Below are 15,850 nucleotides of genomic sequence, written 5' to 3' on the forward strand. Positions count from 1 at the left end.
TCAGTCCCGGGTGCCGTCGCCGTCGGTGAGTTCGATGGTCTCTTCCACGACCTCGTCGGCGGGCTGCGGGGCGATCTTGTCGCGGACCGCGAGCTTCATCCAGGTGGTCACCACGCCGGGAGCGATCATCAGCTCGACGTTGTCGTCGGTGAGCCCGACGATGGTGCCCTCCAGGCCCGATGTGGTGTGGATCCGGTCCCCGATCTGCAGCGACTCATGCAGATCGATGGTGGCCTGCATGGCCTTCTTCTGGCGCCGGGAGGCGAAAAACAGGAATGCGCCCATCACGAGCAGCAGTGGCAGAAAGACAGTCAGGTCACCCATGACAGATCAGTCTGCCATTGACCGACCGTTTGGCGGGCGTCCGGGCACCTCGGCGTTAAGCTCTGCAGCCATGACCGCCCTCGAACAGAGCCGCCAACTCGTCACCGAAATCCCCGGCCCGCGCTCGCGAGAACTGGCTGGCCGCCGCACCGAGAACGTGGCCCGCGGGGTCTCCTCGGTGATGCCGGTCTACTGCCGGCGCGCCGGCGGCGGCATCGTCGAGGACGTCGACGGCAACCGGCTGATCGACCTGGGGTCGGGCATCGCGGTCACCACCATCGGCAACGCCTCTCCCCGGGTGGTCGACGCGGTCGCCGCCGCGGTGGGCGAATTCACCCACACCTGTTTCATGGTGACCCCCTACGAGGGCTACGTCGCGGTCTGCGAGCACCTCAACCGGCTCACCCCGGGCAACCATCCGAAGCGCTCCGCGCTGTTCAACTCCGGCGCCGAGGCGGTCGAGAACGCGGTCAAGATCGCCCGCGCGCACACCGGACGTCAGGCCGTCGCCGCCTTCGACCACGCCTATCATGGCCGCACCAACCTGACCATGGCGCTGACCGCCAAGTCGATGCCCTACAAGAGCGGGTTCGGGCCGTTCGCCCCCGAGGTGTACCGCGTCCCGATGTCGTATCCGTACCGCGACGGCCTGACCGACCCGGAACTGGCCAAGAACGGCGCGCTGGCCGCGGAGCGGGCGATCACCGTGCTGGACAAGCAGATCGGCGCGGCCAACCTGGCCGCGGTGATCATCGAGCCGATCCAGGGCGAGGGCGGGTTCATCGTGCCCGCGCCCGGCTTCCTGCCGACCCTGCTGGCCTGGTGCCGCGACAACGGCGTGGTGTTCATCGCCGACGAGGTGCAGACCGGGTTCGCCCGCACCGGGAACATGTTCGCCTGCGAGGACGAGGGCATCGAACCGGACCTGATCGTGACGGCCAAGGGCATCGCCGACGGCATGCCGCTGGCGGCGGTGACCGGCCGCGCCGACATCATGGACGCCCCGCACGCCTCAGGCCTCGGCGGCACCTACGGCGGCAACCCGGTCGCCTGCGCGGCCGCGCTGGCCACCATCGAGACCCTCGAGATGGACGGCATGCTGGGGCGCGCGAACGAGATCTGGGCGATCGCCTCCGAGCGGCTGAACGCGCTGGCCGCCACCGACGACCGAATCGGAGACGTCCGGGGCCGTGGCGCGATGATCGCCATCGAGTTGGTGCGGCCCGGCGGATCCGGCGCGCCCGATGCGGACCTGGCCAAGCGGGTGTCGACGGCCGCGCACGCCGCCGGAGTGATCGTGCTCACCTGCGGCACGTTCGGCAACATCCTGCGCCTGCTGCCCCCGCTGACCATCAGCGACGACCTGCTGCGGGAGGGTCTGGACGTGTTGGCGGGCGCGTTCGGCGAGAGCTGAGCTCACAGCGAACCGGCAGGCTCCGGGAATAAAATTAGACGAACTAACGTAATTCCCCCGGAGGATTCGCCCATGTCTGATCAGATCCTGCGGCTCCGGCAACGCATCGCCGACCTGCAACACAACGATCCCGAGTACGCCGCCGCGCTGCCCGACCCGAAGGTCGGCGAAACGGTCGAAGCCGTCGTCGCCGCCGGCGGCGGGCTCGGCGAGGTCATCGCCACCGTCTTCGACGGCTACCGGAACCGAATCGCCGTCGGCGAACGCGCCGTCGAGCTGGTCACCGACCCGGACACCGGCCGCCGCGCCGGCGTGCCCGCCGGACATTTCCGCACCCTGACCTACGGCGAGCTGTGGGATCGCGTGCGAGCGGCCGCCGCCGGGCTGGCCGACACCGTCGCCGTCGGCGACCGGGTCGCCACCCTGGGCTTCACCAGCGTCGACTACGCGACCGTCGACCTGGCCGTCACCCAATTGGCCGCGGTGTCGGTCCCGCTGCAGGCCTCGGCGACCGCGGCGGCGCTGGCCCCGATCATCGCCGAGACCGAGCCGACGGTGCTGGCCGCCGGCGTCGACGAACTCCCGCACGCCGTGGAACTGGTGCGCTCCGGACCCGCGCCGCAGCGGCTGGTGGTGTTCGACCTGGTCGACGGCGACGACGTCCACGCCGACGCGCTGGCCGCCACTCGCGCCGCGCTGGCCGACAGCGGCGTCGTCGTGGAAACACTGGCCGAACTGTGCGAACGCGGCGCCACGGTGGCCGCGGCGATCCCGCGCCGGCACCCCGAACCGGATCCGCTGACCACCCTCATCTACACCTCCGGCAGCACCGGCGCGCCCAAGGGCGCGATGTATCCGCAGAGCAAGACCCTCGGCAGCTGGCGCGCGCACAACCCGTGGGGCGGCCCGCCCAGCCGCCAGCCGCTGCCCGCGATCGTGCTGTCCTTCCTGCCGATGAGCCACCTGATGGGCCGCAGCGTGCCCTACACCACGCTCGGCGCCGGCGGCGCCGCCTACTTCACCGCGCGGGCCGACCTGTCCACCCTGGTGGAAGACCTGTCACTGACCCGACCCACCCAGCTGAACCTGGTCCCCCGGATCTGGGACATGCTGCATCAGGAGTACTGCGCGCAGCGTGATCAGGCCGGTGAGCTGTCCGAGCAGGCCGAGGCCGAGCTGATGGCCGCCGAGCGCACCCGGATGGTCGGCGACCGGGTGGTGCTGGCGATGACCGGTTCCGCGCCGATCTCCCCCGAGCTGCGCGGCTGGGCGGAGCAGTTCCTGGACCTGCCACTGCTGGAGGGGTACGGATCCACCGAAGCCGGCGCGGTGCTGATCAACGGGGTGCCGTGCAACCCGCCGGTGACCGACTACAAGCTCGTCGACGTGCCGGAACTGGGGTATCTGCTCAGCGACCGGCCACATCCGCGCGGCGAGCTGCTGATCAAGAGCGACACCATGTTCCCCGGTTACTACAAGCGCCCGGACGTCACCGCGTCGATGTTCGACGCGGACGGTTTCTACCGGACCGGCGACATCTTCGCCGAGGTGGACGGCAGGTTGCGCTACCTGGATCGCCGCAACAATGTGCTCAAGCTGTCCCAGGGCGAGTTCGTCACGGTCTCCAAGCTGGAAGCCGCCTATCTGACCAGCCCGCTGATCCATCAGATCTACCTGTACGGCAACAGCGCCCGGCCGTATCTGCTGGCCGTCATCGTGCCGGCCGCCGAGGCGCTGGCCGGCGACGACGCCGACGCCCTCAAGCGACGCCTCGCCGAATCGCTGCAGGACGTCGCCGCCCGCTCGGAATTGGCGTCCTATGAGATCCCGCGGGACTTCCTCGTCGAAACGGAGCCGTTCAGCACCGACAACGGCCTGCTGACCGGCATCCGCAAACTGGCCTGGCCGAAGCTCAAGGAGCGCTACGGCGACCGGCTGGAGCAGCTCTACGCCGACCTGGCCGAGAGCCAGGCCGCCGAGTTGAGCCGGCTGCGCACGACTGGCGCGGACGCCCCGGTGGCCGAGACCGTGGGCCGGGCCGCCGCCGCGCTGCTCGGGGCGGCCGACGCCGACATCGCACCCGACGCGCACTTCACCGACCTGGGCGGGGACTCGCTGTCGGCGCTCACCTTCGCCAACCTGCTGCACGACATCTTCGGGGTGGACGTGCCGGTCGGGGTGATCGTCAGTCCGGCCACCGACCTGGCCGGGATCGCCGCCCACATCGAGGCCGCCCGCGCCGGCGCCGTCCGGCCGTCCTACGACTCGGTGCACGGCCGGGACGCGACACAGGTGCGCGCCGCCGACCTCACCCTGGACAAGTTCCTGCCCGCCGAGCTGCTGACCGCCGCGCCGACCCTGCCCGGGCCGCGCGACGTCGTCCGGACGGTGCTGTTGACCGGAGCCACCGGGTTCCTGGGCCGCTACCTGGCGCTGGACTGGCTGGAACGGATGTCGCTGGTCGACGGGAAGGTCGTCTGCCTGGTCCGGGGGCGTTCCGACGCCGACGCCCGGGCCCGGCTGGACGCGGTGTTCGACAGCGGCGACCCGAAGCTGCTGGCCCACTACCGCGCGCTGAGCCCGCACCTGGAGGTCATCGCCGGCGACAAGGGCGAGGAGAACCTCGGACTGGACCCGGCGCTCTGGCAGCGGCTGGCCGACGACGTCGACCTGATCGTCGACCCGGCCGCCCTGGTCAACCATGTGCTGCCGTACCGCCAGCTGTTCGGCCCGAACGCGCTGGGCACCGCGGAGCTGCTGCGCGTGGCGCTGACCTCCCGAATCAAGCCGTATTTGTACGTGTCGACGATCGGCGTCGGATTCGGCATGGCGGCCGGCAGTTTCGTCGAGGACGCCGACATCCGGGCAGCCTCGCCGATCCGCACGGTCGACGATTCGTACGCCAACGGCTACGGCAACTCCAAGTGGGCCGGCGAGGTGCTGCTGCGCGAGGCGCACGCGTTGTGCGGGCTGCCGGCGGCGGTGTTCCGTTGCGACATGATCCTGGCCGACGTGTCCTGGGCCGGTCAGCTCAACACCCCGGACATGTTCACCCGGATGATGTTGTCGCTGCTGGCGACCGGGATCGCGCCGGCCTCGTTCACCGAACTCGGCCCCGACGGCGCCCGGCAGCCGTCGCACTACGACGGGCTGCCGGTCGAATTCGTCGCCGACGCGATCGACACCCTCGGCTCGGCGTTGTCGCCCGGCGAGTTCCGGACCTTCCACGTGATGAACCCGCACGACGACGGCGTCGGAATGGACGAGTTCGTGGACTGGCTGATCGACGCGGGCCACCCGATCCAGCGGATCGAGGACTACCCGCAATGGCTGGCGCGATTCGAGACCGCGCTGCGCGGGCTGCCGGAGCGGCAACGGCAGAACTCGCTGCTGCCGCTGCTGCACAACTACCAACGGCCCGGACGGCCCCTGCGCGGCTCGGCGGCGCCCACCGCGGTGTTCCGAAATGCGGTGCGGGAGGCCAAGATCGGCCCGGACAAAGACATCCCGCACATCAGCCGCGAGGTGATCGTCAAGTACGCAGACGACCTGGCGCTGCTGGGCCTGCTGCCCGGCTGATGAGCTGATGCGCTGGGCCTACTGCGGGTGGTCGGCCAAGTAGTCGGCCACCGGGATCCGCTCGGCCTGCTGATAGCCGACGGGTAGCAGCACGTCGCCGGCGGTGGTCTTGTAGTAGACCTCCCAGCGGTGGTAGCCGCCCAGGGCGTGCGCGTCGGCGGCCAGCACCGCGGCGTAGTCGTTGACCGCGGCGACGTACCGCTGGGAGTTGTTGTACCGGAAGATCGCGCCGTCGGGGTCGCCGGCGAAATTGTTGGCGGCCAGGTACCGGGCGGCGCCCATCATGGCGTCGCGAGGGTCTCGCACGTCGCCACCGGCGCCGTAGGCGGCCCAGGTGCCGGGCATGAATTGCATGGGACCCTGGGCGCCGGCGCTGCTGTCCCCCACGATCCGCCCGAACCGGGTCTCCACGAAGTTGATGGCGGCCAGATAGTTCCAGCCCACCCCGAAGGCGGCCTCGGCCTCCCGGTAGTGGCCGCGCAGTTCGTCGACCGGCGCGGGCGGCTGAATTCGCCAGGCGGGCAGGGTGTCCAGCGGTGTCGCCAGCGCGGTGAGCTGCTGAATGGCGTTGACGTTGCGGTGATAGCCGTCGGCCAGGTCGGCGGGGATCCCGGGGCGGACGACGGCGTCGATGTCGGGGCTGCGGGCGATCAGCCGGTAGGCGGCCTGCTGCCGTCGGGCCGCCGCGGTCAGCGCGGCCGCCGAGGTCGACGGGTCCGCCAGCGCGCGTTCGTCGGCCACCAGATCCCGGCCGAGTTGGTCGGGCTCGGCGGCGAGTTTCGGTTGCGCGCCGGCCGGCGCCGGGCTCACCGCCGGCGCAGGCGGGACGGGCCGGGAGGAGTCGGCCACCACGGCGGCGCCGGGGTTCTCGGGGTTCGCTGGGGTCTGGGCGCACCCGGCGATCAGGAGGACGACGAGCAGCGCCGCGCCTCGCTTCCGTCGGTCGCCGGCCATCATTCGGTCAGGATAACGAGCGACCGGGTTCCTGCGCGTCGACCCAGAAGTCCAGCAGCCGATCGTGAATGGTGTCCACGTCGATGAACAACGGCGCCAGATGACCGGCGCCCGCCACCTCGACCACCCTCGCGTCGGGCATCGTCGCGGCGACGTCCCGAATGTCGTCGGGACCCGAACCCATGCCGTCGCCGTGGGCGGCGAACATCAGCACCGGCAACCGCAGCGACGCCGCCTCGGCCTCCAGGCCGGGGCGGCGCAACATCATGGAACGCATCGCCGCGCGCATCGGTTCGCGCCGGGCCCGGGTGAATGCCGCCATCACCTCCGCGGTCCGATCGGGTTGGGCGGCAATCACCTCCGCGCCGATCAACACGTCGGACAGGGTGCGAGTCAGCCACCGCGAGGGTCCCGCGACCCGGTAGAGCTCGACCAGTGGCCGACAGACCGCCCAACGTTCACCTGTCGTCAACGCCCGCACCGGGGCGCCGATCGTGGTCAGCGTCCGAAGCCGTCCGGGACGCCTCGCGGCCACCTGGATCCGACGTGCCCGCCCCAGGCGTTGCCGACCCAGTCGACCGGGTCGGCGATCTCCAGGTTGTCCAACACCGCCACGGCCGCGGTGGCGACCTCGCCCAAGGTGAAATCGCGGGTGATGCCCTCGCTGAGTCCGTGGCACGGCCCATCCACCGCGATGACGTCGCGCCGTTGGGCGAGCCGGTCGAACAGCGGTCCCCAGGAACTCGAGTCGACGAACAAGCTGTGCCACAGCAGCACCGGCGGACCCGAACCGGCGCGCCGCAGCCGCAGCCTGCCCAGGCCGGTGTCGACGAACACGTCGCGCTCAGGGGTCATCGTCGGCCTCATTTACTTCGGTTTCCGAACTTTTCGGTATCCGTACTATTCTCTGCTCCCATGGCACCGTCAAGACCGGACCGGCAGGCGATCGGCCAGCTCCTGATCCGATTGCTCGCCGAATTCCGCACCGAGCTGGCCGCCCCGCGCGCGGAACTCGGCTACGGCGACATCCGCAATCCGCACCTGCAGATCCTCGGCAATCTGCGGATGGGGGGCATCCGGCTGACCGAACTCGCGGCGCGGGCGCAGCTGAGCCCGGCCGCGGCATCGGAACTGGTGAACGATCTGGACGCGCTGGGCTACCTCACCCGCCGTCCGGACCCCGCCGACGGACGGGCCAAGCTCATCGACCTCTCACCGCGCGGGCGGCAGTTGATGACCGACGCCGGCAAGCGGGTCGCCGAGATCGAGACCCGGTGGGGTGACCTCGTCGGGGCCGATCGGTTCGCGGATATGCGCGACACCATGCAATCGCTGCTCGACGCGGTCAATCCGGCGGATTCCCGCGCCTGACGCGCGCTCAGCCGAGCAGCCCCACGACCACGAGCACGACGGCGACCAGCGGAAGCGCGCCCTGAGCGATGGCCGCACGGGCCTTGTCGGGTGAGGAGAGCAGCAGCACCGTCGCGGCGGCCAGCATCGACCCGACCCCGGCGAACACCAGCGCGGCCCCGACCCCGGTGTGCCCGGAGACCGTCAGCGCGATGCCCGCCCCGGCCACGATCGCCAGAAACAAGTTGTAGAAGCCCTGGTTGAACGCGAGTTCGCGGGTCGCCTCCGCTTCGGCCTCGGTGATGCCGAAGGCAGCCCGGGTCCGTGGCGAGGTCCAGGTCAGCGATTCCATGACGAAGATGTAGACATGCAGCAGCGCGGCCAGCGCGGCGACGATCAAACCTGCGGTCAGCATGTCACCTCTACTCGAAGAGTCCCTGTGGGCTGTAGCCGGCGGCCTGCGGCGGCGGAGCCAGCCCGAGATGCGTCCAGGCCGCGGCGGTCGCGACCCGGCCGCGGGGGGTCCGGGCGATCATCCCGGCGCGCACCAGGAACGGCTCGCACACCTCCTCCACGGTGGTGGCCTCCTCCCCGACCGCGACGGCCAGCGTCGACACCCCGACCGGCCCGCCGCCGAAGCTGCGGGTCAGCGCGGAGAGCACCGCCCGGTCGAGGCGGTCCAGGCCCAGTTCGTCGACGTCGTAGACGGCCAGGGCGGCCTTGGCGATGTCACGGTTGATCAGGCCGTCGGCGCGGACCTCGGCGTAGTCGCGGACCCGGCGCAGCAGCCGGTTGGCGATCCGCGGGGTGCCGCGGGAGCGGCGGGCCACCTCGGCTGCCGCCTCGGCGCCGAGTTCGATGCCCAGGATGCCTGCCGAGCGGCGCAGCACCCGTTCCAGTTCCTCGGGCTCGTAGAAGTCCATGTGCGCGGTGAAGCCGAACCGGTCGCGCAGCGGGCCGGTCAGCGCCCCGGACCGGGTGGTCGCCCCGACCAGGGTGAACGGCGCGACTTCCAACGGGATGGACGTCGCGCCGGGCCCCTTGCCGACCACGACGTCGACCCGGAAGTCCTCCATGGCCAGGTACAGCATCTCTTCGGCCGGGCGGGCGATGCGGTGGATCTCGTCGATGAACAGCACATCGCCCTCAACCAGGTTGGAGAGCATGGCGGCCAGGTCGCCGGCCCGCTCCAGCGCCGGGCCGGAGGTGACCCGCAGCGCGCTGCCGAGTTCGGCGGCGATGATCATCGCCAACGAGGTCTTGCCCAGCCCGGGCGGGCCGGACAGCAGGATGTGGTCCGGCGTGCCGCCGCGGTTCTTGGCGCCCTCGATGACCAGTTGCAACTGCTCGCGGACCCGGGGCTGACCGATGAACTCCCCCAGCGAGCGGGGCCGCAGGCTGGCGTCGATGTCGCCCTCGCCGACGGTGAGCGCCGCCGACACCTCCCGCTCATCCGGCGGCGCCTCGGCGTCGTCGTCGAACCGGCTCACTTGGTCTTCCCCAGCAGGTTCAGCGCGGCGCGCAAGGCGCTGGAGGTGGTGGCGTCCGGATCGGCGGCGAGCACCTTGTCGCAGGCGTCCTCGGCGGCCTTGGCGGCGAAACCGAGCCCGACCAGCGCTTCGACGACGGGCCCGCGGACGCCGACGACGGCCGGGGCGCCGCCCGCAGCCGCCGGGGCCGCGCCGATCTTGCCGCGCAGTTCGAGCACCAACCGCTCAGCGCCGCGTTTGCCGATGCCGGGCACCCGGGTCAGCGCGGTGACGTCGCCGTCGGCGAGCACCTGTCGCAGGGCGGCCGCGTCATAAACCGCCAGGGTGGCCAGCGCGATCTTCGGGCCCACCCCGGACACCGACAGCAGGGTGGTGAACAGGTCGCGGGCGTCGTGATCGGCAAACCCGTACAGGGTTTGGGAGTCCTCGCGGACGATCATCGCGGTGATCAGCCGGGTCTCGTCGCCACGGCGCAGGGTTCCCAGCGTCGACGGCGTCGCCATCACCTTGTAGCCGACCCCGGCGGCCTCGACGACGGCGTGGTCCAGCGCGATGTCGACGACCTCGCCGCGCACCGAGGCGATCACCGGGCCGCCTTGAGTTTGGCGGCGTACTGCCGGCGGGCCGCGGCGGCCTGGGCTTCGGCGGCGGCCATCCGGGCGATCATCGGCGCGCGCCAGCAGTGGCAGATCGCCAGCGCGAGCGCGTCCGCCGCGTCGGCCGGTGTGGGTTTCTGCTGCAGCGCAAGGATTCTGGTGATCATGGTGGTGACCTGAGCCTTGTCGGCGCGGCCGTTGCCGGTGACCGCGGCCTTGACCTCGCTGGGAGTGTGGAAGTGCACGTCGATATCGCGTCGGGCGGCGGCCAGCGCGATCACGCCGCCTGCCTGCGCGGTGCCCATCGCGGTGTTGGCGTTGTTGTTGGCGAACACCCGCTCGATGGCGATCACGTCCGGCCGGTGGGTGTCCATCCAGTGCTCGACGGTGTCGCTGATGGCGAGCAGCCGCTTCTGCAACGGTTCGTCGGACGGCGTGCGCACCACGTCGACGTCCAGCGCGATCACCTGGCGGCCCCTGCCGCTTTCGATGACCGACAGGCCGCACCGGGTCAATCCCGGGTCGACACCCATCACCCGCACGCCGAGCTCCCGCCGCTAGAGAACATGTGTTCGACAAGACTAGCGGGCGGGGGCGACAACCCAGCGTTCAGACACGCCCCGGTTGGGCAGGCGATGCCGGCGCCTCAGCTGTGCACCTATGCACCGTGATGCACAGATGTAGGATTTGGTATGCGCACCACCATCGATCTTCCAGACCACCTGCACAAACAGGCCGTGGCGATTGCGCGTGACACGCATCGAACATTGAGCGAAACCGTGGCCGACCTCTTGCAACGCGCCCTCGGCGACGGAAAGGCATCGCCGGCAATCGCAACCGATCCTCGAACCGGGCTCCCGGTCGTCAGCGTCGGAACCATCGTCACCTTCGAAGACGTGCGGTCGCTGGATGACGAGGAATGACAACGCTTCTCGACTCCAACGTGCTGATAGCCCTCGCCGTCGCCGAGCATGTGCATCACGACGCCGCATCGGAGTGGCTCGGCTCAAGCACAGAGCACTTCTCGACATGCCCGATAACTCAGGGCAGCCTGATGCGATTCCTGCTCCGAGCCGGCCACACCGCGGCGACTGCGCGCAGCGTCATCGCAGGGTTCGAACGCGACCGCCGGCATGTGTTCTGGCCAGACGATCTGGGCTTTTCCGCTGTTCGCCTCGACGGGGTGATCGGCCATCGGCAGGTCACCGACGCCTACCTCGCCGAACTGGCGCGCTGCCACAGTGGCCGATTGGCCACCCTTGACGCCGGGCTCGCGAGCCTGCACAGCGACGTCGCCGACCTCATCGCGCCAAGCTGACCCACCCGAAGTCGCCACGGGCGTCCTATGCGAAACCGCGTGACGCCCCGCCGGGTCAGTCCTCGTCGAGAGCCGCGGCGACGTCGTCGGGGATGTCGATGTTGGTGTACACATCCTGCACGTCGTCGCTGTCCTCCAGCGCGTCGATCAGTTTGAGCACCTTGCGGGCGCCTTCCAGATCGACCTGGACGCTGACCGACGGCTGGAATCCGGCCTCGGCGGACTCGTAGTCGATGCCGGCGTCCTGCAGCGCGGTGCGCACGGCCACCAGGTCGGTCGGCTCGCAGATCACCTCGAACGCCTCGCCCAGGTCGTTGACCTCCTCGGCGCCGGCGTCGAGCACGGCCATCAGCACGTCGTCCTCGGTGAGGTCGTTCTTCTCCAGCGTGATCACGCCCTTGCGGGAGAACAGGTAGGACACCGAGCCCGGGTCGGCCATATTGCCGCCGTTGCGGGTCATCGCCACCCGGACCTCGCCGGCGGCGCGGTTGCGATTGTCGGTGAGGCACTCGATGAGCACGGCCACCCCGTTGGGGCCGTAACCCTCGTAGGTGATGTTCTGCCAATCGGCGCCGCCGGCCTCTTCACCGCCGCCGCGCTTGCGGGCCCGCTCGATGTTGTCGTTGGGGACCGAGGACTTCTTCGCCTTCTGGATGGCGTCGTAGAGAGTGGGGTTTCCGCCGGGGTCACCGCCGCCGGTGCGCGCCGCGACTTCGATGTTCTTGATCAGCTTGGCGAACATCTTGCCGCGCTTGGCGTCGATCGCGGCCTTCTTGTGCTTGGTGGTGGCCCACTTGGAATGCCCACTCATGCAGGTGCTGCCCTCTTTCCGGGGAATCGTGTCGGCTGCCCAGTTTACGTGGGACGTCGCCTCCCCCGGAACCTGCGCCGGCCACGAGCGGTCAGTTTCTGCTCGAGCGGCCAACGACGTGCACAAAAGCCCAGGACAGCTCCCCGCGCAGCGGACACGATGGGACGCTCGTGCCCTATCGGGCCCCTCGCGCGCACTCGCTCCCGCCGCTCCACGCGAGTCCTGAGCGAGAGCCTACAGCGACTCGACGAACAGCTTGTGGATCCGGCGATCGCCCGTCATCTCGGGGTGGAACGCGGTGGCCAGCACCCTGCCCTGACGCACTGCGACCGGGTGCCCGGCCGCCCGTGCCAGCACCTCGACGTCGTCGCCGACCCGTTCCACCCACGGCGCCCGAATGAACACCGCGTGCACCGGCTCGTCCAGGCCGGTGAAGTCCAGGTCGCCCTCGAAGGAGTCCACCTGACGACCGAAAGCGTTGCGGCGCACCGTCATATCGATGCCGCCCAGCGGTAGCGCCTCCCGGCCGGGCACCCCGGCGTCGGCGATCTCGGTCGCCAGAAGGATCATCCCGGCGCACGACCCGTAGGCCGGCATGCCGTCGGCCAGCCGTGCCCGCAGCGGCTCCAGCAACTCGAAGACCCGCAACAGGTGGGTCATCGCCGTGGACTCCCCGCCCGGGATGACCAGGCCGTCGACGGCGTCGAGTTCGGCGCGGCGGCGCACCGCGACGGTGTCGACGCCCAGCGCCGTCAGCGCAGCGAGGTGTTCGCGGACGTCGCCTTGCAACGCCAGCACTCCGACCCGCGTCACCGCTGGTGACCGCGTTTGAATCGGGTCAGCCCCTCCTGGACCACCGAGGCGACCATCGCGCCGTCGCGGTTGTAGATCCGGCCCTGGCAGAGCGCCCGGCCACCGGCGGCCGACGGCGAGGACTGGTCGTAGAGCAACCACTCGTCGGCCCGGAACGGCCGCATGAACCACAGCGCGTGGTCCAGCGAGGCGATCATCAGCTCGTCGTGCAGTTCAGGCTCGTTGACCTGCGCGCAGCCCAACAGGGTCAGGTCGCTCATGTAGGCCAGCGCGCAGATGTGCAGCACCGGGTCGTCCGGCAGCGGGTCGATGTGACGGAACCAGACCTGCTGCTGAGCGGCCTTGCCGGGCAGGTGGTTCAGCTCGTCCTGCGGAACGAACCGCACGTCCCACTCGGCGAACTGCGCGAACCCGGTGTAGTCGAAGAATCCTTCGCCGCGGGTCGACGGCAGCTCCGTCGGCTCCGGGGTCACCGGCGCGGTGTCCTGATGCTCCAGGCCGAACTGTTCGATCTGAAACGACGCGGACATGGTGAAGATGGTTTGACCGTGCTGGACGGCCGACACCCGGCGGGTGCAGAACGAGCCGCCGTCGCGGACCCGTTCCACCAGGTAGACCGTGGGGTGGTCGGCGTCGCCGGGCCGCAGGAAGTAGCCGTGCAGCGAGTGCACGTGGAACGACGGGTCGACGGTGCGCACCGCGGACACCAGCGACTGGCCGGCGACGTGCCCGCCGAAGGTGCGCTGCAGGTAGCCGCCGGGTGGCTGGAACGCCCCACCACGGTAGATGTCGACCTCGAGTTGCTCGAGGTCGAGGATCGCCTCGATCGCCACCGGCTACCAGCCGCGTTCGGCCAACCGATGGGGCTGCGGGATGTCGTCGACGTTGATGCCGACCATCGCCTCGCCGAGCCCGCGGGACACCTTGGCCAGCACGTCGGGGTCGTCGTAGAAGGTGGTGGCCTTGACGATCGCGGCGGCCCGCGCCGCCGGGTCGCCGGATTTGAAGATGCCGGAGCCGACGAACACACCCTCGGCGCCGAGCTGCATCATCATCGCCGCGTCGGCCGGGGTGGCGATGCCGCCCGCGGTGAACAGCGTGACCGGCAGCTTTCCGGCCTTGGCGACCTCGACCACCAGGTCGTACGGCGCCTGCAGTTCCTTCGCGGCGACGTACAGCTCGTCCGGCGACAGCGAGGTCAGCCGGCGGATCTCACCGCCGATCTTGCGCATGTGAGTGGTGGCGTTGGAGACGTCGCCGGTGCCGGCCTCGCCCTTGGAGCGGATCATCGCCGCGCCCTCGGTGATCCGGCGCAGCGCCTCGCCGAGGTTGGTGGCGCCGCAGACGAACGGCACGGTGAACGCCCACTTGTCGATGTGGTTGGCGTAGTCCGCCGGGGTGAGCACCTCGGACTCGTCGACGTAGTCGACGCCGAGGCTCTGCAGGATCTGGGCCTCGACGAAATGGCCGATCCGGGCCTTGGCCATCACCGGGATGGTGACGGCGTCGATGATGCCCTCGATCATGTCCGGGTCGCTCATCCGCGACACCCCGCCCTGGGCGCGGATGTCGGCGGGGACGCGCTCCAGCGCCATCACGGCGACGGCGCCGGCCGCCTCGGCGATGCGGGCCTGCTCGGGAGTGACGACGTCCATGATGACGCCGCCCTTGAGCATCTCGGCCATACCGCGTTTGACCCGTGCGGTGCCGGTCTGATCGGTGCTGGCCGACTGGCCTGCGGCGGCGCTGTTCACGTGCGTATTGCTCCTTATGCGATGGGGGTGATCACCAGTCTAGGCCGGGGCAAACCCGGCGATTTGTCCGGTCGGCTGTGGGTCGCCTGGATTCGGAAGTCCGGAGGTCACCGCGTTGCTACCCTGCCGTCCATCAGCGTGATCGACGGCCCGGCCCGCGGCGCTGGCCTACGGGATCTTCGCGATGATCCTGCTGCTCAAGCCGCCGTCGGGCAGCGAGGCGTTCATGGACAAGTGGGTGGTGGCGATCGGCCTGGCGCTGGTGGTCGGATCCGGGCTGCTCTACATGGCCGTCGCCCGGCCCTACCGGTATTCCGACGACGTCGGCGAGGACGACGCCATCGAGGTCGCGGCGAAGCTGCGGGCGATGCGCGAACGCCGGCGATAGCCCGGCGCCGGTCGGAACGATCCGGGTGTACGGCGCCACGACGGGCGTTACCCTGCGATTATGGCCGGTATGCAGACGGTGTGCATCCGCGCGAAATGGTTGTCGGCCTCGGCCGTGACGATGGCCGTCGCCGCCACGGCGCTGGCTCCGGCGGCCTCCGCCGACCCCCTGGACGGCGCCTACCAGGCCACCGTCACCCGTCCCGACGGATCCACCACCCAACCGATCTGGAGCGCCAGTTCCTGCGGCGACAACTGCCGGGTGGTCAACGGCTGGCGGTTCACCCGCTCCGTCGACGACGAGAGCGACCCGCCGGTCGTCGGCAACTGGAACACCCCCAGCGGCCTGGACGGCTGCCCGACGACCATCAACGCCGAGGCCACCGGCGGGATGGCCGCCTGCGGGAGCATGGGCCTGGACATGGTGTCCTTCACCCTGACCCGGGTGAAGGTGTAGCGCGCAGCCTCAATCCCGAGTGACCTGGGACGGTTGCCGGTAGCGTATCGCCGTGAGCATCGCCGAGTTTCCGTCCGACTGGTCCAGCGCCTTGGTGCTCGTCGCTCATCCCGACGACCCCGAATACGGGATGGCCGCAGCCGTCGACGAGGTCGAGTTCTGGGGTTTCCCCGACAGCGAATTGTTCAACACCCCGGAGTTGCGCGAGAAGATCGCCGAGACCATCGTGCGCGTGAACCCGGACATCGTGCTGTCGCTGTACGGCGGACCCGAGTGGGGACCCGGGCTGCCCAATCAACGCGACCACATCGAGTTCGCGGCAGCCGTCGTCGAAGCGTTCGACGAGTTGCCCGATCCACCCCGCGGGCTGTTCGTCAACGGGCCCGGTTCGACGCACGCGGTCGAGGTCGACGACTTCACGGAACTCGCCGTCGACTCCCTCGCCGAGCATGATGTGTACCTGTCGGTCCTCGCCCCGGACACCCCGGTGATCGACCAGGCCCGCGCCCAAGTCGACATGACCACCGGCTCGATCGACGGCTTCCCCGCCGCCCGAGCCTGCGGCCTGACCCAGATCCGCCCGGTCTGACCGGGCGGCGAGTG

Annotated in this window: 20 protein-coding genes; 8 read left to right on the forward strand and 12 right to left on the reverse strand. The window is 70.1% G+C overall.

The annotated features are described in order from the left end of the window. A complete protein-coding gene (yajC, locus tag L2Z93_RS11250; RefSeq protein WP_090584711.1) occupies window positions 1-324 on the reverse strand; it encodes a preprotein translocase subunit YajC in 324 nt (107 codons plus the stop codon). Between the two features lie 70 nt (window positions 325-394). Between yajC and gabT the strand changes: the two genes are divergently transcribed. Both gabT and car read left to right on the forward strand, forming a co-directional pair. Further along, entirely contained in the window at window positions 395-1,738 is a 1,344-nt protein-coding gene (gabT, locus tag L2Z93_RS11255; RefSeq protein ID WP_090584713.1) for a 4-aminobutyrate--2-oxoglutarate transaminase, read from the forward strand. Between the two features lie 72 nt (window positions 1,739-1,810). Beyond that, a complete protein-coding gene (gene car / locus L2Z93_RS11260; protein ID WP_090584715.1) occupies window positions 1,811-5,317 on the forward strand; it encodes a carboxylic acid reductase in 3,507 nt (1,168 codons plus the stop codon). An 18-nt stretch (window positions 5,318-5,335) separates the two neighbouring features. On the opposite strand, the gene L2Z93_RS11265 is transcribed toward car, so the two are convergent. The 3 genes from L2Z93_RS11265 to L2Z93_RS11275 form a co-directional block, all read right to left on the reverse strand. Then, complete coding sequence (locus L2Z93_RS11265; RefSeq protein ID WP_370745893.1) at window positions 5,336-6,271, reverse strand: lytic transglycosylase domain-containing protein; 936 nt, start codon at window positions 6,269-6,271, stop codon at window positions 5,336-5,338. Between the two features lie 7 nt (window positions 6,272-6,278). After that, the gene (locus L2Z93_RS11270; RefSeq protein WP_234785946.1) at window positions 6,279-6,647 is read right to left on the reverse strand and encodes an alpha/beta fold hydrolase; all 369 of its coding nucleotides are present in this window, start codon (window positions 6,645-6,647) and stop codon (window positions 6,279-6,281) included. Window positions 6,648-6,769: 122 nt separating this feature from the next. Beyond that, window positions 6,770-7,126 carry an alpha/beta fold hydrolase gene (locus tag L2Z93_RS11275; protein WP_234785947.1) on the reverse strand — a complete coding sequence of 119 codons (357 nt, stop codon included), beginning with the start codon at window positions 7,124-7,126 and terminating at the stop codon, window positions 6,770-6,772. Window positions 7,127-7,186: 60 nt separating this feature from the next. On the opposite strand from L2Z93_RS11275, the gene L2Z93_RS11280 reads away from it, so the two are divergent. Then, entirely contained in the window at window positions 7,187-7,642 is a 456-nt protein-coding gene (locus L2Z93_RS11280) for a MarR family winged helix-turn-helix transcriptional regulator (protein WP_193438890.1), read from the forward strand. Window positions 7,643-7,649: 7 nt separating this feature from the next. Here L2Z93_RS11280 and L2Z93_RS11285 read toward each other — a convergent pair whose 3' ends face one another. Genes L2Z93_RS11285 through ruvC form a run of 4 tightly spaced genes read right to left on the reverse strand, consistent with a single transcriptional unit; the run spans window position 7,650 to window position 10,249 of the window. Continuing rightward, entirely contained in the window at window positions 7,650-8,036 is a 387-nt protein-coding gene (locus L2Z93_RS11285; protein ID WP_090584719.1) for a DUF1304 domain-containing protein, read from the reverse strand. Window positions 8,037-8,043: 7 nt separating this feature from the next. Continuing rightward, window positions 8,044-9,111 (reverse strand): Holliday junction branch migration DNA helicase RuvB, encoded by a 1,068-nt coding sequence (gene ruvB / locus L2Z93_RS11290; RefSeq protein ID WP_090584721.1) that lies wholly within the window; start codon window positions 9,109-9,111, stop codon window positions 8,044-8,046. Beyond that, the gene (gene ruvA / locus L2Z93_RS11295) at window positions 9,108-9,698 is read right to left on the reverse strand and encodes a Holliday junction branch migration protein RuvA (RefSeq protein WP_090584723.1); all 591 of its coding nucleotides are present in this window, start codon (window positions 9,696-9,698) and stop codon (window positions 9,108-9,110) included. Before ruvA ends, ruvB begins: the two co-directional genes overlap by 4 nt. Next, entirely contained in the window at window positions 9,695-10,249 is a 555-nt protein-coding gene (gene ruvC, locus L2Z93_RS11300) for a crossover junction endodeoxyribonuclease RuvC (protein ID WP_090584725.1), read from the reverse strand. Before ruvC ends, ruvA begins: the two co-directional genes overlap by 4 nt. Window positions 10,250-10,399: 150 nt before the next feature. Between ruvC and L2Z93_RS11305 the strand changes: the two genes are divergently transcribed. Further along, window positions 10,400-10,630: an antitoxin gene (locus L2Z93_RS11305; protein ID WP_090584727.1), complete on the forward strand. Its 231-nt coding sequence runs from the start codon at window positions 10,400-10,402 to the stop codon at window positions 10,628-10,630. Then, a complete protein-coding gene (locus L2Z93_RS11310; RefSeq protein WP_090584729.1) occupies window positions 10,627-11,025 on the forward strand; it encodes a TA system VapC family ribonuclease toxin in 399 nt (132 codons plus the stop codon). Before L2Z93_RS11305 ends, L2Z93_RS11310 begins: the two co-directional genes overlap by 4 nt. A gap of 55 nt (window positions 11,026-11,080) precedes the next feature. On the opposite strand, the gene L2Z93_RS11315 is transcribed toward L2Z93_RS11310, so the two are convergent. From L2Z93_RS11315 to pdxS, 4 genes are all read right to left on the reverse strand, one after another. Next, the gene (locus L2Z93_RS11315; protein ID WP_090584731.1) at window positions 11,081-11,836 is read right to left on the reverse strand and encodes a YebC/PmpR family DNA-binding transcriptional regulator; all 756 of its coding nucleotides are present in this window, start codon (window positions 11,834-11,836) and stop codon (window positions 11,081-11,083) included. A gap of 234 nt (window positions 11,837-12,070) precedes the next feature. Beyond that, window positions 12,071-12,649 carry a pyridoxal 5'-phosphate synthase glutaminase subunit PdxT gene (gene pdxT, locus L2Z93_RS11320; RefSeq protein WP_090584733.1) on the reverse strand — a complete coding sequence of 193 codons (579 nt, stop codon included), beginning with the start codon at window positions 12,647-12,649 and terminating at the stop codon, window positions 12,071-12,073. Next, window positions 12,646-13,482: an acyl-CoA thioesterase II gene (locus tag L2Z93_RS11325; RefSeq protein WP_090584735.1), complete on the reverse strand. Its 837-nt coding sequence runs from the start codon at window positions 13,480-13,482 to the stop codon at window positions 12,646-12,648. The genes pdxT and L2Z93_RS11325 overlap by 4 nt, the downstream gene beginning before the upstream one ends. Window positions 13,483-13,485: 3 nt before the next feature. Next, entirely contained in the window at window positions 13,486-14,403 is a 918-nt protein-coding gene (pdxS, locus tag L2Z93_RS11330; protein WP_090584737.1) for a pyridoxal 5'-phosphate synthase lyase subunit PdxS, read from the reverse strand. A gap of 184 nt (window positions 14,404-14,587) precedes the next feature. Here pdxS and L2Z93_RS11335 point away from each other — a divergent pair, with 184 nt between their 5' ends. The 3 genes from L2Z93_RS11335 to L2Z93_RS11345 are packed head-to-tail and all read left to right on the forward strand — an operon-like array spanning window position 14,588 to window position 15,836. Continuing rightward, on the forward strand, window positions 14,588-14,791 hold the full coding sequence (locus L2Z93_RS11335) for a hypothetical protein (RefSeq protein ID WP_090584739.1): 204 nt from the start codon (window positions 14,588-14,590) through the stop codon (window positions 14,789-14,791). A gap of 60 nt (window positions 14,792-14,851) precedes the next feature. After that, window positions 14,852-15,247 (forward strand): hypothetical protein, encoded by a 396-nt coding sequence (locus L2Z93_RS11340; RefSeq protein WP_099541305.1) that lies wholly within the window; start codon window positions 14,852-14,854, stop codon window positions 15,245-15,247. A 46-nt stretch (window positions 15,248-15,293) separates the two neighbouring features. Beyond that, window positions 15,294-15,836 (forward strand): PIG-L deacetylase family protein, encoded by a 543-nt coding sequence (locus tag L2Z93_RS11345; RefSeq protein ID WP_109395640.1) that lies wholly within the window; start codon window positions 15,294-15,296, stop codon window positions 15,834-15,836. The last annotated feature ends 14 nt before the right edge of the window (window positions 15,837-15,850 follow it).

It is taken from the genome of Mycolicibacterium brumae, assembly GCF_025215495.1.
In the GTDB taxonomy this organism is placed as follows: domain Bacteria; phylum Actinomycetota; class Actinomycetes; order Mycobacteriales; family Mycobacteriaceae; genus Mycobacterium; species Mycobacterium brumae.